This is a genomic window from Flammeovirga sp. MY04 (genome assembly GCF_001682195.2).
GTDB lineage: Bacteria > Bacteroidota > Bacteroidia > Cytophagales > Flammeovirgaceae > Flammeovirga > Flammeovirga yaeyamensis.
In genome coordinates, this window is the sequence record NZ_CP003561.2 from 709,144 (window position 1) to 731,268 (window position 22,125).

At 33.8% G+C, this 22,125-nt stretch carries 19 protein-coding genes; 10 read left to right on the forward strand and 9 right to left on the reverse strand.

Going from position 1 to position 22,125, the window contains the following annotated elements; genetic code table 11:
• Window positions 1-76 precede the first annotated feature (76 nt).
• Entirely contained in the window at window positions 77-2,965 is a 2,889-nt protein-coding gene (locus MY04_RS22810; RefSeq protein WP_084006082.1) for a carbohydrate-binding protein, read from the reverse strand.
• A gap of 345 nt (window positions 2,966-3,310) precedes the next feature.
• Here MY04_RS22810 and MY04_RS22815 point away from each other — a divergent pair, with 345 nt between their 5' ends.
• The 5 genes from MY04_RS22815 to MY04_RS22835 all read left to right on the forward strand — a co-directional run bounded on the left by MY04_RS22815 (window position 3,311) and on the right by MY04_RS22835 (window position 7,372).
• Window positions 3,311-5,554: a glycoside hydrolase family 3 N-terminal domain-containing protein gene (locus MY04_RS22815; RefSeq protein WP_084006083.1), complete on the forward strand. Its 2,244-nt coding sequence runs from the start codon at window positions 3,311-3,313 to the stop codon at window positions 5,552-5,554.
• Between the two features lie 120 nt (window positions 5,555-5,674).
• The gene (locus MY04_RS22820; RefSeq protein ID WP_066214688.1) at window positions 5,675-6,037 is read left to right on the forward strand and encodes a DUF805 domain-containing protein; all 363 of its coding nucleotides are present in this window, start codon (window positions 5,675-5,677) and stop codon (window positions 6,035-6,037) included.
• Between the two features lie 189 nt (window positions 6,038-6,226).
• Entirely contained in the window at window positions 6,227-6,391 is a 165-nt protein-coding gene (locus MY04_RS22825; protein WP_158297863.1) for a hypothetical protein, read from the forward strand.
• A 99-nt stretch (window positions 6,392-6,490) separates the two neighbouring features.
• Complete coding sequence (locus MY04_RS22830) at window positions 6,491-6,802, forward strand: hypothetical protein (protein ID WP_066214689.1); 312 nt, start codon at window positions 6,491-6,493, stop codon at window positions 6,800-6,802.
• The gene (locus tag MY04_RS22835) at window positions 6,803-7,372 is read left to right on the forward strand and encodes a class I SAM-dependent methyltransferase (protein ID WP_066214691.1); all 570 of its coding nucleotides are present in this window, start codon (window positions 6,803-6,805) and stop codon (window positions 7,370-7,372) included. It abuts the gene before it with no gap.
• 60 nt (window positions 7,373-7,432) lie between these two features.
• Here the strand turns inward: MY04_RS22835 and MY04_RS22840 are convergent, their stop codons facing one another.
• Window positions 7,433-9,733, reverse strand: a complete 2,301-nt coding sequence (locus MY04_RS22840) for a tectonin domain-containing protein (RefSeq protein ID WP_066214693.1) — start codon at window positions 9,731-9,733, stop codon at window positions 7,433-7,435.
• 494 nt (window positions 9,734-10,227) lie between these two features.
• Here MY04_RS22840 and MY04_RS22845 point away from each other — a divergent pair, with 494 nt between their 5' ends.
• Window positions 10,228-11,481: a porin family protein gene (locus MY04_RS22845; RefSeq protein ID WP_066214695.1), complete on the forward strand. Its 1,254-nt coding sequence runs from the start codon at window positions 10,228-10,230 to the stop codon at window positions 11,479-11,481.
• Between the two features lie 84 nt (window positions 11,482-11,565).
• On the opposite strand, the gene MY04_RS22850 is transcribed toward MY04_RS22845, so the two are convergent.
• From MY04_RS22850 to MY04_RS22860, 3 genes are all read right to left on the reverse strand, one after another.
• The gene (locus MY04_RS22850) at window positions 11,566-11,901 is read right to left on the reverse strand and encodes a hypothetical protein (protein WP_066214697.1); all 336 of its coding nucleotides are present in this window, start codon (window positions 11,899-11,901) and stop codon (window positions 11,566-11,568) included.
• A 78-nt stretch (window positions 11,902-11,979) separates the two neighbouring features.
• Window positions 11,980-12,636 (reverse strand): DUF2306 domain-containing protein, encoded by a 657-nt coding sequence (locus MY04_RS22855; RefSeq protein ID WP_066214699.1) that lies wholly within the window; start codon window positions 12,634-12,636, stop codon window positions 11,980-11,982.
• A gap of 3 nt (window positions 12,637-12,639) precedes the next feature.
• Window positions 12,640-13,596 carry a YARHG domain-containing protein gene (locus MY04_RS22860; RefSeq protein WP_066214701.1) on the reverse strand — a complete coding sequence of 319 codons (957 nt, stop codon included), beginning with the start codon at window positions 13,594-13,596 and terminating at the stop codon, window positions 12,640-12,642.
• Window positions 13,597-13,903: 307 nt separating this feature from the next.
• Here MY04_RS22860 and MY04_RS22865 point away from each other — a divergent pair, with 307 nt between their 5' ends.
• The 4 genes from MY04_RS22865 (at window position 13,904) to MY04_RS22880 (ending at window position 18,241) form a co-directional block, all read left to right on the forward strand.
• Window positions 13,904-15,505, forward strand: coding sequence for an alpha-L-fucosidase (locus MY04_RS22865; RefSeq protein WP_066214702.1), 1,602 nt, complete (start codon window positions 13,904-13,906; stop codon window positions 15,503-15,505).
• A 206-nt stretch (window positions 15,506-15,711) separates the two neighbouring features.
• Window positions 15,712-17,031 (forward strand): Kelch repeat-containing protein, encoded by a 1,320-nt coding sequence (locus MY04_RS22870; protein WP_066214705.1) that lies wholly within the window; start codon window positions 15,712-15,714, stop codon window positions 17,029-17,031.
• 65 nt (window positions 17,032-17,096) lie between these two features.
• Window positions 17,097-17,936, forward strand: coding sequence for a hypothetical protein (locus tag MY04_RS22875; protein ID WP_066214707.1), 840 nt, complete (start codon window positions 17,097-17,099; stop codon window positions 17,934-17,936).
• Between the two features lie 119 nt (window positions 17,937-18,055).
• Complete coding sequence (locus tag MY04_RS22880) at window positions 18,056-18,241, forward strand: hypothetical protein (protein ID WP_066214709.1); 186 nt, start codon at window positions 18,056-18,058, stop codon at window positions 18,239-18,241.
• A gap of 76 nt (window positions 18,242-18,317) precedes the next feature.
• Here MY04_RS22880 and MY04_RS22885 read toward each other — a convergent pair whose 3' ends face one another.
• The 4 genes from MY04_RS22885 to MY04_RS22900 form a co-directional block, all read right to left on the reverse strand.
• Window positions 18,318-19,916: a WG repeat-containing protein gene (locus MY04_RS22885; RefSeq protein ID WP_066214711.1), complete on the reverse strand. Its 1,599-nt coding sequence runs from the start codon at window positions 19,914-19,916 to the stop codon at window positions 18,318-18,320.
• A gap of 223 nt (window positions 19,917-20,139) precedes the next feature.
• Entirely contained in the window at window positions 20,140-20,892 is a 753-nt protein-coding gene (locus MY04_RS22890) for a transposase (protein WP_066214713.1), read from the reverse strand.
• A 217-nt stretch (window positions 20,893-21,109) separates the two neighbouring features.
• Complete coding sequence (locus tag MY04_RS22895) at window positions 21,110-21,898, reverse strand: hypothetical protein (protein ID WP_066214715.1); 789 nt, start codon at window positions 21,896-21,898, stop codon at window positions 21,110-21,112.
• Window positions 21,873-22,082, reverse strand: a complete 210-nt coding sequence (locus MY04_RS22900; RefSeq protein ID WP_158297864.1) for a hypothetical protein — start codon at window positions 22,080-22,082, stop codon at window positions 21,873-21,875. Before MY04_RS22900 ends, MY04_RS22895 begins: the two co-directional genes overlap by 26 nt.
• Window positions 22,083-22,125: the final 43 nt, after the last annotated feature.

The following is a 22,125-nucleotide window of genomic DNA, read 5'->3' on the forward strand; positions in this document are numbered from 1 at the left end:
TTATATCAGAACCTGAAAAATGTCACCAAAAAAGGCCCGAGAAAATTCCCGAGCCTTAAATTATATATTCAGTTCTCTATTTGATGATCACTTTTTTAGTCGTTTGCACATGTGCATTACTAATATTAATGATATACATGCCTTCCGGTAAATTCTCAACAGGAAGAGTGTACTTGTCACCTTCAAATTGATCTTGTACCAAACGCTTTCCTTCTAAATTAAAGACTTCTATAGTCGTTAATTCGCTATTCGGAACCACGATATACAACTTATCATTTGCAGATGGAATAGGGTAGATACTCACTTCTTTTTGCTCTTCTAAAGTAGTGTTTACTTGTCGTGCATTTGATGTAGCCGATTGCCACGCTGCCCATAAATTAAGGTTGAAGCCAGAATTAACTACATCAATTCTTACCACATGTTGACCTTGTGTTAGTGGCACATTTCTAATGTGCATGGTCTGATACGCTTGCCATCCGCCTGTATTCGGTACCGTCAGATTACCCGTTACAGCCACACCGTCGACAGAAATTTTTAATACGCCTCCATCGTTAATACTAGCCACACGCGGGAAGAAATCATAATCATCAGTTATGTTTACATTTACAGTATATTCTAACCACTCTCCGGTATTCATCCAACCGACATTGTAACCGCCATCGGTATCCGAACAGATTTCAATATCTACACCATCCGTTCTGTACATACCTCCTTGGTTATTGGTGTCTGTATCCGAGAAAGCAATCCCTTGACCACCAATATCGTAATCTTCTGCTTCTACTTTACCTGGAATGGAATGAGGTGTTCCTCCATAGGCCGATTGAGGTGCGGTAACTGATAAGTTATTCTTCTGATCGGTAGCAATATTTTGTTGCCAATTTGTGCCTACAGGACGAATGCTCGCTTTTACAATATAACCGCTTCCAATCGCTGGGGCACTGCCCAAAGAAATGGATAAAGTTTCACTCCCACTTCCTGCATTGATGGTTTTTGTAGCTTGTCCTAACCATCCGGTAGACGACCAAAATTCGGCTACAATATCTCTTTGTTGTCCTGCGGAATAACTCAGTGTAATTGGAATAGTGGTATCACTTCCAATTGTTGATGTTGGAGAAACAATCGCCACAGATTCTGTTGGAGCCACAGCTTGATCGAATGTTTTTGTTTTCAAAATCATCGAACTCACATGTCCACCGCCATCAGGGAATGTAACAGTTACTGTATTGTTTGTTTGTACTAAAGAATGGTCAAATGGAATCTCGATTACTCCAAAGAAATCATCTCTATTGGCTTGGTCGTAACCTTTCCAATTATTTGGAACCGTTACAGTTGTACCGTTCACTTTAATTGTTGGTTGCTTCGATTTGTTATGTTTTCTACCAATACCCATCAATAAAACCGCTTGGCCAGTACCAGTAGCGATTCCATTAAAGTTAAAAGTGATGGCTGTGTTGGCATTGATGGCTTGAAGATGCTTACTCGTATAATATTTACGATCACGAATCGCATTATTGAATGGAATTGAATTCGCAAATCTTAATTCGAGCACCACTGTCTCTCCACCTATCAAATTGATGCTGCTTGGCGCTGAAGCAGACGAACTGATGTTCATGACCGGATTGGAGTTGGGATAGATCTTCAATGATTTAGTGGTTACATTTTGCAATCCACTCAATCCGCTTAAAAAGTTTAAGTTGACATTTTGAGATTGATCATCCAAGTTATTTAAAGCCACATACAACATGTTGTTGTTAGCAAAACCCTGAATCTGAATATCCGGATTGTCAGAATACACATGCACTCTTCTTCCGCTTACATTTTTCCATTGCTCATAGAAATGGATCTTTGGCGAATACTTCCAACCTGCTACCGTCGGTTGACCAATATTGGTTGGAATTAGTAATGCGGCACCATACGGTTGATAATTGTTCCCCGGCGTTAAATGCCAAGTGGATTTATCCGTAATAAAAGGAATAGAAATATCAATGTTGTTCTCCCTATCCAATAAATTAAAGAGCATTTGATTGATACCTTTTACTGTCTGAATGCTCTCGATGTCAGTATAATTATCACCATAACCAGAAGCAATGGCACCATACTCCGTAATAGAGTGAGGTTTCACTTTTCCCCATTTGGTATAACTATATGTCTCAATTAAATCGAGAATAGCCTCTGAGTTACTACCCGATCTGCGGTTGTCTTGTCCCGTTACATTTACCCCATCATAAAGGTGAGTCGAGAAACCATCCATATCAGCTCCAGCCACATCCATGAACATCTTCATGTTTTCCTCCCAATGGCCAAAGTCGCCTATTTCCAATGAAGGCCAAGCGGCAGAATAACCAATCACTTTCATATTGGCTAAGGCAGGCGTTGCATGGATCTTGTTTCCGATAGCCGCATACACTTCGGCCATCTGAAGCTTGATACGGTTTTCTTCCGCTAAATTCCATCCACCAGAATAGTAATCTTTTGCATGAACAAAAGGCTCATTCATGGGTTCGAAGAATTCAGGTCGACCACTCGCATCTACATAGTCTTTATAATACTCTGCCGCCCAATTGCCGGCAGCGATAGGGTCTAACCCATCTTTAAAGACATTGTAAGGGTGTTCTGTACCTACAAAACGAGAGACTGCTTTTACCTCATCCGTTCCGTTTTTACCAGATGGATAAGTACCGATGGCGTTTCCTTGTCCTTTGGAATAAGAAAATGGACCCCAAAAACCACGACTAGGAGAGACGTTGTAATCGTTGTAAAACTGATTCAGTTCTGTGTCGCGACTATTAGAATGGAGATTGAAGAATTTGGAACGATCGAGAAGGGAAACTCCTCCTACATATCGTTGCACTTGATGCTCAATAAAGACATTTTGAGCGTAGACAGTAGCTGAGGTGAACAGCCACGATAGAATTAGTAGTTTTACTGCGTGTCGTAATGAACAGTAGTACGTTGTTCTATTCATAAGTAATTTAAAGTTAGTTGGTTAAGTAATAATTCGGTTTCCAATGTAGTTGGGGATTATCGTTAGGCGGTGAAAAAAAAATAGTAAATAGGTGGGGGAAATTTTTTAAGTTTAAACATGGGGGAATCGAAAGATTTTAAAAAAATAATATACCCCCTATAGATCTTTGATTTTTTCCCAAGTGACAAATTATCATCAAATATCTTGTTCTTTGAAATGAAATAACTGGAAATGATCATCAGAAACCACTTGAAATAAGGGTGAACATCAGGTAGATGAATAGGATGTGAAACTTGAATTTGATAGGTGAATAGATCAGTCTCCAAGACAAACTTCAAATAACGAATGATGAAAAAATCAATTATCTACTCAATAGGAATCCTCTTGATGATGAGTTGTCAGTATCAAGTGAATGATCAGACGATTTCGACGATCAATAAAAAGAGAACTTTAGGAATTACAGACGAGAGATCAGCGGCCATTGAGAAGAAGGTAGTGGCGATAATGGATAGCATGTCGTTGGAAGTGAAGGTGAAGACGTTGATGGGAGAATCGAGTGATCCATTATTAAAACATGGGGAGGCGATTTCTGGATATAATATAAAAGGGGCAACAACATTGCCACAGCAAATTGGTATTTCTTGTTCTTGGAATCCGGAATTGGTGAAAACGAATACGGGGTACACTTCTCGAATGATGCGTTCGTTGGGAACTACTTTGGCACTTTCTCCCATGTTGGATGTGGCAAGAAATGCGAAGTGGGGAAGAATGGAAGAATCTTTTGGAGAGTCGGAGTACTTAACAGCAAGAATGGGCTTGGCATTTATAGATGGCATGCAGACCAATGACTTATCGAAAGGAGTGGCGACAACTACCAAACATTTTGCAGGTTACGGTGCGAATAACAAAGATGATCGTCAGTTTTTAGAGGAAATCTTGATGCCTCATGAGGTAGCGGTGAAAATTGGAAACACACAATCTTTAATGCCGGGGTATCATTCTTATAAAGATGTACCCGCCCATGCATCGGAATTCTTGCTTCAGGAGACGTTAAGAAAAAAGTGGGGATTTAATGGCGTTATTGTATCGGATTATTTTGCCGTGAAACAAATCTTTACTTCGTACAACTACGCAAAAGATAAAAAAGGAGCCTTGGTGAGGGCACTTAAAAATGGAGTCGATTTAGAATTGCCAGCAGGAGATTGTTATAAATTAATTCCAGAAGCCTTATCAGAAGGTTTAATTACGATAGAGGAGGTCGATCGTTCTGTAAAACGCATTCTGACTTTAAAAGGAAAACTAGGATTATTAGACGGTCCATTATCCATTGATGCACACGTTGAGTTAGATAGCAAGGAATTTAGAGAAAGAGCTTATATATCGGCCACTCAATCCATTGTATTATTAAAAAATGATGGCATCCTTCCTATTCATCAAGGAGTGAAAAAGATTGCATTGGTTGGTCCAAATGCGGCTTCTGCAGAATCATTATTAGGCGATTATACTTATCAATCTTTATCGCTTTATTGGAAAAAACAACCTATCGATCCTACCGATCCTCAGTTGATCACTTTAAAAGGTGGATTAGAAAATAAATTGGATAAAGATGTTCAGTTGATGTTTGAAAGAGGATGTGATTGGACGACTTCATCGAAGAATTCCATCGCAAAAGTGAAAAATAACTTGGGTGATGAAAGGGAGAAAAAAGTGGTCGAATTATCTTCTATTCCAACCACAAGAGAAGATTATTTAAAAGCATTGTCTATCGCCCAAGAAAGTGATGTGATTATTGCAGCAATGGGTGAGAACAGGTATTTATGCGGGGAGAGCAGAAGTAGAAAAGATATTCGTTTGGCAGGGGAACAAGAACAATTTGTGAAAGATCTTATTACCACTGGCAAGCCGGTAGTGTTAATCATTTTCGGAGGTCGCCCACACGTATTGAACGAAATTGCAGATGATTGTGCAGCAATTATTCAAGGTTGGTATCCTGGCGAAGAAGGCGGAAATGCCATGGCAGATATCTTATTAGGTAACGTAAATCCATCGGCAAAAATGACGGTGACTGTTCCAAGAACTAATGAACAATGTCCTATATATTATGGAGGAGCGTACAAGAACAAATCACCAATGTTTTCTTTTGGACATGGTTTAAGTTATACAAAATTCGATTATCAAAATTTTGCATCAGATAATGCGGTGACGACCAAAGACGAGTGGATAGATCTATCTTTTGAGGTAAGTAATGTGGGTGATATGGATGGAGCTGAGATTTCACAATTGTATATCACTCCAAAAAATCCATCGATTAAGCGACCGGCCTTATCCTTACAGGGATTTTCTAGAACAGAATTAAAGACAGGTGAAAAAGCAAAAATCAACTTTAAAGTATCTTTAGAGCAGTTAAGCTTCTATGATAACAACATGGATTTAATTATCGAACCTGGAGAGTATGAGTTTCTAATAGGTGCATCATCGACTGATATTAAATTCAGAAAAACCATAATAGTAAACGGAGAAAAGAAAATCTTATCGTCTAAAAATGTGTTTTTTAGTGAGGTAGGTAAAATTGTAGAACATATAGAATAATATTAGTCTTTAAGTTTTAAGAATAGCAATTTTATTTGTAATATTAAATTTGGATACTAAGTATATTGTTATGCTTTAGTACACTAACTATATTTTTTACCAACTATTTTTTTTATTCTAATGGAATATTATTTAAAAGCGTTCAAGAATTACGCAAACTTTTCGGGTCGTGCTAGAAGATCTGAGTATTGGTTTTTCCTTCTCTTCAATGTAATTGCAATTTTTGCATTAATGGCACTAGATGCATTTATTATTAATGTATTGGAAGTAGGTTTTAGTCCTTTTTACATTATATATGCTTTTGCATCATTTATTCCAACAATTGCTTTAATCGTTAGAAGATTACACGATGTAGGTAAAAGTGGATGGTTTTACTTTGTAGGTCTAATTCCTCTTATCGGACCAATTTGGTTAATTGTTCTTTTCTGTACAGATGGAGAATACGGAAATAACCAATATGGAGAAAACCCTAAATTGGCATAATCATATGATCTGAGGTCATCTCAGAATAGATAAGAAAAAGCTGTTTCATAGAAATATGGAGCAGCTTTTTTTGTTTTCTATGAATGATAATAATAACAAGTCATAATTAAATCCTAATCATAGTTTAGACAATGAAATATCTTTTTAACTTCATGTCATTATCGAAGAATCATAAACTTTTTAAAAATCATGAAATCAAAAAAAGAACAACTAGAGGAACTAGAAAAGGAATACGAAAAGCATTTAAAATCTTTAGATAATGAAACTTTACCTTCTTTGAAGAAGCAACAGAAGTTTGTGAAGAGAGCGAAGGAGTTAGAAGAGAAGATTGAGGAGTTGAAAAGTGGGGAGTAAGGTGCTTTTCTTTAAATTTAATGAATGGCGTATGATAAACAGTTTTCACACCCACACAATTCCCTTGCCTTTCAAACAAAAATCATCGAAATTTAACCCATGAACAAGGAAGAATTAAAAGCATATTTGCTTAAAGAACAACTCGTAAATATATCGAATGCTTTAAAGAATATGTTTAGTCGTACTCAAGCATTTTATTTTCAGGTGACTACCACATTTACGGTAGCAAAAGATGGACGGTATGAGGTATCTACTCCAGATAATTTTCCTGTTTTTACTCCAAAAGGGCAAGGGTTTCTTGAAGATGGTGGCGATTATTTCAGAGGAGAACTTCAACTTAGAAACCTTGATGAAGAGAGCCCGGCACAGATGGCCAAAGATTTAATTGATATTACATTTGATTCAAAATAGATGGAATATTATAAAAATAAAGAAACAGTCAGTGAGTACATCAAAATGGCTGCAGAGGTAGACGGACAAGAACTTATTGATGTCTTAAAACATCATTTACCGAAGGGATCGAAGGTACTCGAATTAGGTACAGGACCAGGTACTGATTTTCATATTTTAGAAAAAGATTATGAAGTGATTGGTTCTGATTTTTCGGAAGAATTCCTCAAAAGACTAAAGAAACGTTTTGCGGAGGGGATATTCTTAAATTTAGATGCATCCACCATAGAAACTGATGAAAAATTTGATGGTATTTATTCCAACAAAGTCTTTCAACACCTTACGGATGATCAAATTAAATCATCTATTTATAGACAATTTGAAGTCCTTAACGAAGGAGGTGTTGTTTGTCATTCGATGTGGTATGGTGAAGGAGATGAAATCTTCAAAGGGATGTTAGTTAACTATCAGGATGAAAAATCTTTAATTCAATTATTCGAACCTTATTTCGAAGTTTTAGTAGTCGAGAAATATATGGAGTTTGAAGAAGGAGATTCTATACGTTTGATTTCTAAAAAGTTAAAATCATAAAGAAGGGAAGCACCGCCAAAAGCGATACCTCCCTAATAATATACTTCTGTGTATCTAAGGTTAATTCACCTTAATTTTTGTGGTAATTACATCGTCAATCATTTCGATTTTAAGAATATAAATACCATGGGGAACTCTGCTTTCTTTAAGTGAAAGCGTAATTATTTCTTTAGTAGTAGTAGATAAATTATAAATTACTTGTCCCTGAATATTTGATATACTAATTGTAACTTCTTTATCTAAAGGAAGTCCTTTAATATTTAACTTCTGATTTGAAATAGGATTTGGATAAAAAATCACTTGGTTAAAGTCATCATTTAATACCTCATTCTCGAATGAATTGATTGTTCTTGCTGAACTACTCATAGTTGCGAAATCACATGTATAATGATAGATTTTATTTGTTGAAGTGACTGTCCATAACTTAGAATCGGAAGTGATAGAAATTCTAGATCCAATGCCTGATAAAACCTCGTAGTTGCCGCTCCCAACATACTTTTGAACAGAATTATTAGTATCCACAAACACAAATTCATCTTTTGTAGGATTGATGGCAATATCTTTAATTTTAAGATTTCCTTTTTTATCCCATCTACTTCCAAGCCATTGATATACGTATCCATCAGTTCCTCTAATCCAAGGTCGGTCATCACTAGCAGCAGCTATATCCGTTCCAAGTGTAGTACCGTAAGGACTTGACCAACCATCACCTAAATATTTGTACACTTTGCCATCAGTTCCAATAGTATAAACATTATTTCCTACAGCAATGTCGGTACCTATACCTCTTCTATACACCCAAGTATTATTGGTGTATTGATAAATTCTATTGTCTGAATTAATAGCCCATAATCCTGATTGTCCGACATCAACTTTTTTGATTCTCATACTGTTATCTACAAGAGAGAAACCATTATAACCATTTGATTTATATAAATAGTTATCTGTTCCGACAACATATGTATCGTTTTCATAAGCACCAACATCAAGAGCATTTCCATCTTGAAGAACCCAATCACAAGTTCCTCCTCCATTGTCACTTCCATTATCTCCTCCGTTACCATCAACACTCATTGTATAGGTGTAATCATTGTAAGACCAGTTATTATTGATTTTACTCCATAGACGTAGGTAAACTGTGCCTGTATTTGGAAGATTATTTACTATATATTTTTTCTCAGTAAATTCTCCACCAGTATTAAGAATATCTGTTTCTCCTACCGAAGTGCCAACATATAACCAATGGGAATCTCCTTCTAAATCCCATTTAAATTCAACAGAGTTGCTTTTAAGTACGCTACCTTCTTTTGGAGCGATACCTGTTATTTCTCCACCTCCATTATCGCCACCGTTATTTCCTAAACGATTGATGACCCATGATTTTGCAGAAGAACTAATTACCCATCTCATGTCTCTTTCAAAGAAGTCTTCTAAATTTCGATTAGCTGACAAACTCCAGATTTTATAAACATTATCTCTACACTCTTGGTAAGAAGTTCTACTTGAACGGTCACTTACAACATTACTTTCTAAGTAACGGTATACTTGTTTTATCCAGGCATCACCACCAAAGTTTTCATAAGAATAAATGATCATCCCCGTCATTAAATCGTTTACACTAGATTGCTGTCTCCATGGTAATCGATCTTTTCTCCAGGTATTATCAAAGTTGTATTGAGTATTATTTAGGTAGTATTCAAATTTGCTTACCATCCCTTCTCTAAATTGAGCTAGACTCTGACCATAATAAAGTAATTCATAATTTAATGAAGTAGGAATCATTACAGCTTGAGCGTTATTAAATCCAACTGTCCACCATCCCCAATTGGCAGAGTTATCATTCATAATCCAATCGAATTTATTATTGAATCGAGTGAGGTAGAAATTCCTGGCAGTTTCGTAAAGAAAAACCTGATGAATGGCGTTTCTGCCACTATTTGCAGCATCATACACCTCTTTAAATAACACTTTTCCTGTCGACATACCTCTAGTACCATGATAGGCGAGTCCACCATAACCACAGTTGTCAGTAACAATCTCTATCACTGGAAGACCTTTGTAACTTGATTGTTTTGGTAAGTTCGAAAGGCCAGAGAACTCAACAAATTTAGCATCCATTGCATCTAAAATGTCGAGCACTTTATTCATGGTTGTAGCTGATCTACTCGAAGGAGATTCTCCTTCTATCATAATTACTACACGATTTCCGACCCAAGCGGTCGCACTTTTTGTACCTACGCAGCTTGGTACTTTGAATGTGAAAGTGGTCTGTTCTGGCGTAGCGGCGTTTGAATTCTTTGCCAAGAACATAAAACATACAATCGTTAAAATAGATTGAAGTCTAAATAAATAGTTGAACATTTTTATTAGTAATTTTTGTCGTAATGAACGTGGATGAACCACTAAAAAAAGTAGAAAGCGACAGACACCTAAGGACTATGAAAGGTGCCTTCAATGTTTCTACCTAAATCAAATAAATAGTTTAATATAAAGTTTTTGGAATTTGGCTTTAACGGACAAGCCAAATCTATTATCAGATAATTAGTTATATTCTATTTTCGAGAGCTGTATAATAAAAGAAGTATTGTTTTTACTTCTCCAAGAGCTTAAATAATGTTTTGTTAAAATCTATTACGTTGCAAACTTAAAAGGATCAAAAGCAATAAAGTGGGATAAAATTGTCATTTTTAAGGGGGTATATTATTAACTTTAATTAAGTGTGATATTTACAAAATACCCATTATCTTCATTTTTAGACAATCTTAGACATAAACATTTTTTTATAACATTCACTTCATCAAGAAATAGTATTTCTTGGAGATGGTGGTTTGTAACTCTCTAAATCTATCATACCAATGAAAGCAACATTCAGCTTTATTCTTTTTATTTTAACTTTTCAATCTTTTGCTCAAATAGTATTTGAGAAAGGATATATCGTAGATCATCAAAATCAAAAAACAGAATGTTTAATTAAAAATCAGGATTGGGTAAAGAATCCCACCTTTATTGAATACAAAACAACAAACAATAAGGAAGTACAAAAAGTAAATCCGTTAGAAATCAAAGAATTCAAAGTGTATGAAGGCGATAAATATATCGGAGTGCAAGTAGATATTGATCGCTCTTCTTATAGTCTCACTGAATTAAGTGAATCGAGAAATCCCGAATTTCAAAATGAAGCGTTATTTCTAAAAGTATTAATTGAAGGAGAAGCAAATTTATACAAATATTCATCTAGAGGTATTGTAAAGTATTTCTATAAAGTAAAAGATGGTGATGTGAAACAGTTAGTTTACAAAGAGTATCTTCATTATACAAAAGAGAATACAAGGAAAAAAAGCTTGCTAGAGAATAACTATTTTAGACAGCAACTGATGTTGGATCTAAAATGTAATACCATAAAAGAAAGCGAATTCACTTATTTAAAATATAACGAGAAGGCTTTATCAAAAATGATTTATCGTTACAATAAAGCTATGGATGAAACCTATAAAATTGAAAAGAAGGAAACACATACTGGGACTTTTAAATTTAATTTAAGAGCAGGGTTAAATTCATCGAGTCTTAGTTACAATAATCCTATTGAAAAGAACTCTATCGATCATCCTAGTCAGTTGAATGGAAGGTACGGTGTCGAACTGGAATATATTTTACCTGTTAAAAAGAACAAGTGGAGTATATTTTTAGAGCCTACTTATCAAAAGTATGCCACAGAAACTGAAATTCAGTCAAGAAGTGTTTTGGGAGGGAAGTATACCTCAAAAATTGATTATGCTTCTATTGAATTACCTGTAGGATTGAGGTATTATATGTTTGCTACTAGTGATATCAAATTCTTTGTCAATGCTGCCGCTTTATTTGATTTCGCTTTAGATAATTCAACTATAGAATTAATTAGAGAAAACGGTGTGAGGATGAGTGCTTTTGATATCAAATCGAGATTAGGGTATGCTATTGGTGGTGGAGTTCAATTTAAAGACCGATTAAGTTTCGAGTTGAGGTATAATGGCCAGAGAGATCTTTTGAAAAGTGAGTCAGATATCACGACTAAGTATCAATCGTTATCATTTATCTTGGGATATTCTTTGTTTCGTTATAGTTCAAAATAAATATTGATATAGAAAAAAGGCTAAGAGAGAAAATTCATATTCCTTTCTTAGCCTATTTACTGTTTTACTAATAAATTCAATTCTTTAAGGAGCTTCCGTTAAAGTAATTTCAACAGTTTTCCCCACTTGTATTTGTACTGTCTGATACTTGTAAGTACCTGCGTATTGTACAATATAATTACCAGGGTTTAGTTGATAAGTATACGTTCCGTGAGCATTTTCTTCCAGGATGATTGCATCATACTCGCTATAACCATTTGGATTAGAGAATATTGCATTATCGAAAATGGCAAAATCTCTTGGTTCTACAGAGGTGGTTACTTTTAGTTCACCAATCATTTCTACCTCTTGATAACAAGAGTTAAAGAAAATAAGGAAAATGCTTAAGCTGAGAAGTCGGATTAGTTTTGAAGCTTTCATTTGAAATTAGGTTTAGTTTTTATTAAAGTTAAATGAAAAATTAGTATTGTCAAACCCTTGAATATTTAATGGAGTACTCTAAAGTGTGATAATTTTTATTTTTCGATAATCCTTGATGTAGAAATAAAGTTCGATGACCGCAATATTAAACACCCACCCCAACCAAGCCACAAACTTGTAAGTATCCATTGGAGGAGTAGCTAAAGTATTTACTATAATCCATTTAAATAGTCGAAGACTAATGGCTGAAAGGGTTAGCGCAAAGCTTCTCAACATAAACTTTTGGTGCAAATCCCAATTTTTTAATCGGACATAATCAAAAGCTTTATAAGTAAACCAAAACCACAAAACAGCTTGAAGAACAAAAGAAGTTTTTGTAAAGATATCTCCATTAGCATGTAATGCCATAATAAATCCGGAAGGACAACTCACCAATAAAATGAGGAAGACATATATTTTTCCAATGTATTTATGAATGGATGGAAATTTAATTCTTATGGATTTAGAAAATTGAAATCCACCCAAAACCAATACAAAAATACTACTGTACACATGCGCAAAAAAGGCTATTTGATAATAGGGTAGTTGAATTTCCTCCTCTTTGAGATTCAAAAAAGCGACATCAAATTGTAAGGGGATATACTGAAGTGTGATGAGCAGCATTAGATAGCTAAAGTAAATGAATGCTGCATAGTATATCACTTTGAAAACAGGAATGGAAATCGATTTCATCATAGACTATCCTCGACCAAAAGTGTCATAATACTCAGAAGCATTTTTCTCATACTTCAATAAAAGCTTGATATTTTGTTTTTCGATATCCGTCAGATTAGCTCGAATGTCTGTATGTACTGGAATGTACCAAGGTTGTCTATCAAAAAATACTCTTAGCGGTTGATTTTTATACGAATATCCATGTCGAGCATAAATCGTATTTCTGATGATCATTAAATCAGTTTTAGAGAGATTTTCTACGTCTTCTTTCTTCAAAAGTGTAGTAGATGCATTGATCTCATGAGAAGCATGAGTGGATTGAACCATAGCCTCTTCCATCCATGTTTCAACAATTCCATCTTCATATTCTGCAGATTTTTCTACATTTTTTGTTTTATTCCAGTCTTTATATGTCATCCAATTGAGTTGATGATTCGGATTATATTTAAAGACTTTTTTATCTAGGTTATATTTTCTCTTTCTAATATTAATCTCTTTATAACCTCTCCATTTACCAATCATTTGATTGTTTTCTAGGTGAATTTTAAACTGAAAAGCCCCATCATACTTATGGTCACCCGGCTCTTTAACATCAAATGCATAAACACCATTTGATTCTTTTTTCATGGTACCTTTAAAAGGACGATCGTTACCCGCCACTACACTATGACCAACGACTTTATCTCCATCAATTTTATCAATCGAAATGTTGATTTTGTTTTCCTTGTTCCAAGAATCATATTCTCCCATTCTAACGCTTCTATCAAAATCATCGTCTTTTAGGAAATAACCCACCCAGAAGCCAATTAAAGAATCGGTAGAGTAATGGATTTCAGTTACTGTTGTTTCTTTTACATCTTGATTAGGAATTTCCTCAACTTGAGTTCCCTCTTCTACGACCACCTTTTTATCAGAGTTTTTGATGTGACTTTCGCAGTTGAAAAGGAAGATGATTAGCGGGAGTACTAGTAGTTTTTTCATTAGAGTAACATTAAAGTTTGTATCGACAAAGCTATAAAAATAAATCAAACTATGTGATGTTGATAGTAGGCATGAAAATAAAGAAAAAGAATTTTATTCTACATTTGTTCAGAAAATGATGAGTGAAATGGGTGTTTTTTGGAGATAAAATTCGCTTTCTTTACACGATAAACGACGTTTTTTAATTTTATACCCCCTAATCTGAATAAAAAATCACCGATCGAAAGTATGGTTTTATCTACTTTCGAATTAAGCAAATGAATTACAAGACATCATCAGAACTAAACTGATATTAAACGTATAAAGTATGAAGTTATTTAAATCAATACCGGTTCTATTTTTAGGTATTGCAATGTCTTGTCAACAACCACCGTCAAATACGGAGTTGACACAAGATGATGTAATTAAAGAAGATTGGGAATCGATCTCTCAGGTAAACAAAGAACCTGATTGGTACAAAGATGCAAAGTTTGGTATTTACACTCACTGGGGACCCGTTTCTGGTGCGTTCGTAAATATGGATAAAAACGAATACTTAGGCGGTTGGCATGGTATGTTAATGTACGGAAAAAAAGGTCTACCGAATTGGAAAACAGGAGAATATCCAAAAGACGAAAATGGGAACGAAGTTCATAAACCAACTTCTAATTACTTACACCATGTTGAGCAGTTTGGTGACCCTAAAGAGTTTGGTTATAAATATCTAATTGAAAACTTTAAGCCAACAGGATTTAATGCTGAACAATGGGCGGAGTTATTCAAAAAATCAGGAGCTAAGTTTGCTGGACCTGTAGCCATGCACCACGATAACTTTGCGATGTGGGATGCCAAAACTACAAGATGGAATTCTGTAAACTATGGTGGAATTGATATTTCTGCGGAGTTAAAAGAGTCTGTAGAGAAAAGAGGAATGAAGTTTATCGGTTCTTTCCACCATGCATTTACTTGGAAATATTATGTTCCTGCTCACGAGTATGGAGGAGTTGATCCAGAAGATTACGATTTATATACAGAACCACACGGATGGGATAGTAATGTTCCTACTGAAGCTTACCACAAAGATTGGTGGGCGAAGCTAAAAGAATATATCGATGTGTATCAGCCAGACGTAATTTGGTTCGACTGGTGGTTAGAGAACATGGACGAGAAATACAGACAAAAATTCTTGGCTTACTATTACAATAAAGCAAAAGAATGGGATAAAGAAGTAGTGGTGATGTTTAAAGAAACTACTTTCCCTGAGTCTACTGCAGTTAGAGATTACGAAAGAGGTCGTCCGAACCAACCAAAAGCAGATGCTTGGGTAACGGATACTTCTCCAGGTACATGGTTCTACAGATCGAATGCGAAGTTTGTATCAACAAACGAACTAGTAGATATCTTAATTGATATTGTATCGAAAAACGGTAACATGTTATTGAACGTTCCACCAGATCCTGACGGTACTATTCCTGAACCAATGGTTAATCTTTTGACAAATATTGGGGGTTGGTTAGACGTAAATGGAGAAGCGATTTACGGAACAAGACCTTGGACAATTTTTGGTGAGGGACCAACTAGAATTCCTTCAGGTGGACACAAGATCGAAAGACAAAAAATTGTTTATACAGAAAATGATATTCGTTTCACTAAAAAGAACGATAATGAGTTTTATGCTTTAGTAATGGATACACCTAAAGGTGATATTCAAATTGAAACATTGAGTACTAAGTTCGGCATCTTAAACAATGATATCGAGAAAATCACTTTACTGGGTAGTAATGAGCCATTGAAGTGGGAGAGAAATGAAAAAGGTTTAGTGATCAAAAAGCCAAAGTCATTCCCTACAGATTATGCTCACGCATTTAAAATCCAATGTGAAGGTTACAGAGAAACTGATATCGGTGGAGATCTAGAGCAAGAACTGTAAACAATTGATATTGTAGAATAGTTATAATTTGAAATAAAGACTTTTAATAGTAAAAGGCGAGGAATCTTTCTTCGTCTTTTTTTATGCTCCATCATCAAATACTATTTTTGATGTTGAACTGAATATTTCCATCTAAATAATTGTTCTAGATAGGTCGATGAACTACTTTTGAATACCTAATAAAAAAACTACCAAACTATTTAAAAATGAGACTAATATTCATCTTACTATTTATTTCTACTTCCGTTTTCTCTCAAAATCTAAAAGGAGTAGTTTATAATGCATCAAACAATGAACCTATCCAAAATGTAAATGTCTATTTAAAAAATGACTTGATTAAAGCGACAGTCACTTCTAAAAAAGGAGTTTTTAAGCTTTTTACTGAAAAGAACATTTCTCTATCGGATACTATTTGCTTCTCTCATGTGGGGTATCAAACAGCATCAATTCCGCTTTTTACATTAATAAAAAGTGGCCACAGAATGTATTTGAATGAAGTGGTACATGAGTTAGACGAAGTGGTGATTGAAAGGAAACGAAATTTACAGAGCGAATTGAAGTTTTCTAAAGTAAGTAAATTACCCAAAGGGGTGTATAATTTTGGCTCGGTACTAGTGGGCTCAAAGATCTATATCTCTGGAGGTGATGAATCTATTTTTGTCAACACTGGTCTACAGAATTATCAGACGATTACAGAAGTGGCAAGATATGCATCGAAAGCTTACAGCTGGGAGGGGTATCAAGATGTTTTACAAATTTATGATATTGAAAATAACACTTGGGAATTGATAGATGATAAATTTCGAAAAAAAGCCTATCATGAAGCAGTGGATATCAATGATAAATTATACCTGTTAGGAGGGAAGTCTTTATCAACGAGTAAAAAGCTGGAGTATTTAGAAAATACCATAGAAGTTTACAACCTCAAGACAGGTGAATTGCAGATAGATTATACCAACCCACATCAAGCAGTTAATTTCTCTGCAGTAGCACACGATCAAAAAATTTATGTGATGGGTGGTTCTGTTCATCAAAAAAATAATGGGAAAAAAATCTTTACAGATCAGGGGCATGTTTTAGATACCAAAACTGGGTATTGGTATGAACTTCCAAAGATGAGAAAACCTAAGGAAACGACCGGTATACTTATCGGTAATAAAATATATGTTGTAGGTGGATTTAATGGGCAACCATTGAAAGAAATAGAATCGTATAACATTGCTACTGAACAATGGGAAAGTGAAGCCGATTTACTCTATGGCATTGAAAATCCATCTCTTGCCTATGCAGATAATTTGCTATACATTTTGGACGACGATAGTATATTTATCTATAACATAAAATCAAAAGTGATGAGTGAGTACCGTACAAACCTAAATCTAAGGGATGCGTCTATCACTATTTATGAGGACACCTTATATGTATACGGAGGCTACGAAAAAGAATTTGGAGATAAATGGTTCTCGAATTCTGTATATAAACTTCCTTTGGTGGAGTTTATGGATACTAAAATGGCGGGGAAGTAATTCCCCTTTTTTAATTTGTAATATAGTTTTAAATTAGAAAACTATTTACAATTAAAGACTAAACTATGAATATCGAAAAAATAAAAAACTTCAATCAAATTCTATTATCCGTAGTAGGTGTAATACTCATCTGTTTTTTACTTCTTGGTTTCTTTTCAACCGCAGTTATACTAGCTACTGAAGTATTTGATGTCTTCGGAAATTATGATAGTACGACAGGAATCCTTGCTGAAGAAAAAGTAGAGGAACTTCAATCCGAAAATAAGAGAAAACAATTGGTTTCTTATGAATATCCAAGATTGGCCGATACCTTAAATCAGGTATATATTATCCCTATTACACATATTAATTTAAAGAAAGTTGAAAATATTGAAGAGGCTAATATTGATGATGAATCCAATGAAATATTAGGAATAACTAGTAGTAAACGTTATAAATCATATAGAAATAGTGATTATCATAATCTAATTGTATTCGATAATAAAACACAAACTTCAAAAAAACTATTTGATACCCGATTGAATTTCGATTACATACATGTAGATTATTTTAAAGATGATAAAGATATCATAGTTAATTTTAAAGCTGCAACAAAAGATACCAATAAAGATGGAGTAATAGATCAAAAAGATTTAAAATCAATTTATCTGTATTCTATCCCAAATGATAAATTAAAAGAAATTCATATTCCTAACACAGATGTTCGAAGCTATAGTTTAATAGAAGGAGAAAAAGACTTAATCATCAATTTTGGTATAGATGCCAATAAGAGTGGTATTTATGATAGCCGTCAAGAACCCAATATAATAAAGAAATATATTTATAAAACGGGTGAATTGGTCGATGTTATTCAGCCCAAAATGATGAAAGAACTACAGCAGCAGTTGGAAGGTTCTTCAAAATAAAAGGTACAGGCAGATATTTTATTAAAATATCTGCCTGTAACATTATACAAATCCTTTAATGTTAACTTAATTTTAAATCTGTTTAATATTCAACTTTTATTCCGGTCAATTCTACTACAGTGAATGAAGATCTTTCTGAAAATGTGAGCGTAGCGGTAAGTGAAAAATTTGCTTACGTTCATACTGGAAATAATACTTACATTAATGTATTTGGTGCTAAGAACATGATTCCATATACACCAATCGAAACAAACAATAAGATTTCTGATATCGGTACTTTTGGTAACATGATTGAGTGTCAATAGATAATCATGATTAAGAAATTGAAATACCTTATTTTAGAAAGAGGTTGTTTCATAGAATTATGAAACAACCTCTTTCTTACTTAGTTTCCTCTACTTTGTATTCATTACCATTCAAATCAACCATAAAATATTCATTATCATATCTTGCACCAAAAAGTCCTTTTTCCCAGAAATTATACAGAGGGAAAAAGTTTGTATCCATACTTTTATATTTAGGTTCTATTATTATCTGACCATCTGATGAAACAATGCCATATAATCTATCTTTCCATTTTGTTCCATTTTCAATTAAATCGATTAGAGTTATAAATTCAAGGTTATTGTAACCATTATTTAAGAATCTACCTAATTCCTTTTGTTCAAATTCCATAAGAATTTTCTTAGTGCGAAAGTTGAAGAGTTCTACTTTTTCAATATCATTTTCTATAAGAGTCATTTCAATATAATCCGGAAGACCATAAATTTTTCTGAATTTTTTATAATTACCAGAAACCAAAATATTTCCACTTTCATCAATTAATTCTCTATCAAATAATTTTGATTTTTTTTCATTAAATAGTGGAGCAGCTGAATATAATAAAGGGGTTTGATTATGAATTGTAAGATATTCATACTTATAATCAAAAGGGTCAATGATTAATTCTTTCGTGGAAATTTTTAAAAGACCTTTAGAATCTCTGATATAATAATGTTCGTATTCTTTTGGAAGTTCTTTTGTGGAAATTACCAAATAATCACCATCTTGAATGGATAAACCACTATAATTATATTTAGTTAAATCATAAACAAACTCACCTTTAGTATTAATTATTATGGTCCTATCATCATCCAAAGTTTCTACTATAGCATATTGTCCATGAAATGAATTAAGATCGTTTTTATCTTTGTACTTAAAAGGGGTAATTTGATTTAATTGAAGGTCAAAAAATGCTTTTTTTCCTTCTTTTACAGCAAATAAGTAATTTTCATTTTTGCATAATTTTATTTTCTCGTGAATTATATCAAGCAGTACATTTCCCTTAATATCAATAATTCCATATTTCCCATTATTGTATGCGATAAATAAATCGGTGTTTTTAATTGGTTTAATATCAAGATACTTAGGTTCTAGTACCCATTCTTGATCTATATTCATAAGTCCAGCTATGGTATAAATTCCTGTTTTATTTTTAAAAATTGATGTAATGTAAAGATCATGTGTTTCATCATAAACTATGTTTACATATTTTGTTGGGAATACAAGATTTCCTTTTCTATCGGTTAAACCACTTAAAGTATATTTTTCTTCAAAAGCCATAATTTTTGCAAACCCATTTTTATTAAACTTTTCAATGTCAAAATATTTAAAAGGGTGGATTTCATTTCCTTCTCGATCAATTAAACCATAATAATAATTCTCATCCTCTTCGCTATATTTTTTTAATACAGCAACACCATGGTCAAAAGGAACTTTTATATGATCATAATTGGCAGGGATAACAATTTGTTTATGGATATTCATAAATCCCCATTTTTCATCTTTTTGATAAGGAATTAATAAATCCTCATCAATTTTATATTCAGACAAATGATTAGGTTTCGGTTCATTTTCAGCAGTTGTGGTCTTGTTTACTGCACATGATGATAGGAATATATATACTAAGAGAATAGTATATGTAATTAGTTGACTTCTCATTTTTTAAGTTTTAGTTCGAAATACGAAATTATGAAAAAAAATAATATTATGTATTTCAAAAACAATTTTAGTCTAATCGATTATCTGAAATTTTTATGGATAAGGTGAGAATGTTTCAATTATTAAGGTGAAAGACTTCAACATTATAAGGTGTTTTTATGTAATGTATATTCTTTCATCAAAAATTGATTTTGATATACTAATACCAATTGAAAAGTGTTTTTCAAATCATCCATTTTTCTATAGCATAATCAGCAATGGGCTCTAATACAGTATTTTCATTGCCATTATTAAGTTTATCTTTTTCCCATTTGGCTGGATTATCGATGATATATTTTGCGATTCGAGCGTATTCTCCATCATTTCTGATTATATATTCCCAATAATTGCGATGCCACAATCGCTTATTAAATCTCTTCCAATTTTTTTCTTTCACCCCCTTTATATACTCATTCGTGGACATAGTTTTAAACCACTGCACAATCCTCCCAATAAAAATATCCCCCTCATATTGCCCCCGTACGGGCAGACCCACGTGTCTGCCCTCCTTATAATAATTGAGATCGCTGCCCTCTTTATTATGATTAAGATCCCTGCTATGATTTTTATAATTTAATTCCCTCCCCACCTTTTTTTCATAGATAGATTTGCCCTCTTTATTATCATTTATATCTCCGCCCTCCTTCTTAAAATTATCATCTCCACTTTCACCCTCCACAATCTCTACCACACAATGAAAATGATTCGGCATTACCACCATCTCCCTACATTTCACCACATCAAATTTCTCCTCCAATTTCCAATACCACTTTTCAACCATCTTTCCAGCATCATTCAAAATCATTTTCTGATTTTCAACCCTGCCAAATAAATGAAAACGGTTTCTTACACAAATAGTGATGAAGTATAATCCAGCTTTAGAATAATCGTATCCTTTTAGGCGAATGGATTGCCTGTTAGGTAGTTGCTTTTTCATGAATCGTTGTTTTTATGAGTAATAGCTAGTGGTGAAGGTAGGGATTGTGAGATTAATTTCCGAATGGTTTTTTGAGAATTGGAAATAATAATAGAGGGTTGATATAATAAGGAGGGCAGAAATATATATGAAAAAAAGGGCAGACACGTGGGTCTGCCCGTACGGGGGGAAGCTTCAATTTTAATTTTGGATTTCTTTATTTTTTATTCAATTAATATTAGAGGCATTTATAATAGCCGAAGTTGAAGTAGTTTTGATAATAAAATTTTCCAATTAATCGATTGGTGGTAGAGGCGAATAAGCCATTGGTAGTATCAAGCTTTATTCCTAACTCCAATTTACATAATAAAGTATAGTGATGATGATCGAAAGTGATTCTGTTATCTAAAGTAGTTGCTAGCCAAAAATGATAATTTTCATATCCAATAATTGCTTCATATCGGCCGTAGGAAAATGATAATGGGGCCTCGGGTAAAGGAGCAAATGGGATATTGGTTCTAATTTTTGATGCGAAGTAATTCTTCTTGTTTTTAAATTTCCAACCAAAGTAAACTGATGGCTCTATAATCCAATTATCGAAGCCACTTAGGTATTTCAGATTACCAGTTGGGAGTATCATTTTTACAGAGGTGGCCACGCCTTGGAATCCTACTTTTTGATAATTCTTAGAATAATGATTCTTCGAATAGCTCACACTAAAATCACCCACAGTGGTAGTACTAATACCATGATCCCAAGCATTTGAAATGTTATATTCCAAGTTTAAGAAACTACTTTGGTTCAACTGAAGTAAAGCATTTCCGGTCTGACTTACCAAATACTGTTCAGCATCAAATTGATAAACATCGATGTTGAAATCAATATAAGATAAATCGTAAAGTGACGATTTTAGTATCAGGTCTTTCCGATTATTCTGTGCAAATAAAGAATGCTCAATTGGTATTAGTAAGAATAAGAAAAACCAACTTTTAGGTTTGATATTAAATTGCGGTAGCGGTGTATTCATTAGAATAGACTTTTTTTTCAAAAGGGAAATCTATTCTATGGATGCCTATGGCGATAACTTTTTTTATGATTCTTACATCCCACTCAAAATGATAAGTACCGTTGGCATTAAATCTATATCTAGTTGTTGTTTTCTTTATCTTTTGAACACGGTAAAACAGTAATTTTAAATAGAAAAAGGCCACCTCAAAAAATTTAAGATGGCCTAAAGCGTCAATCAAAATAAAG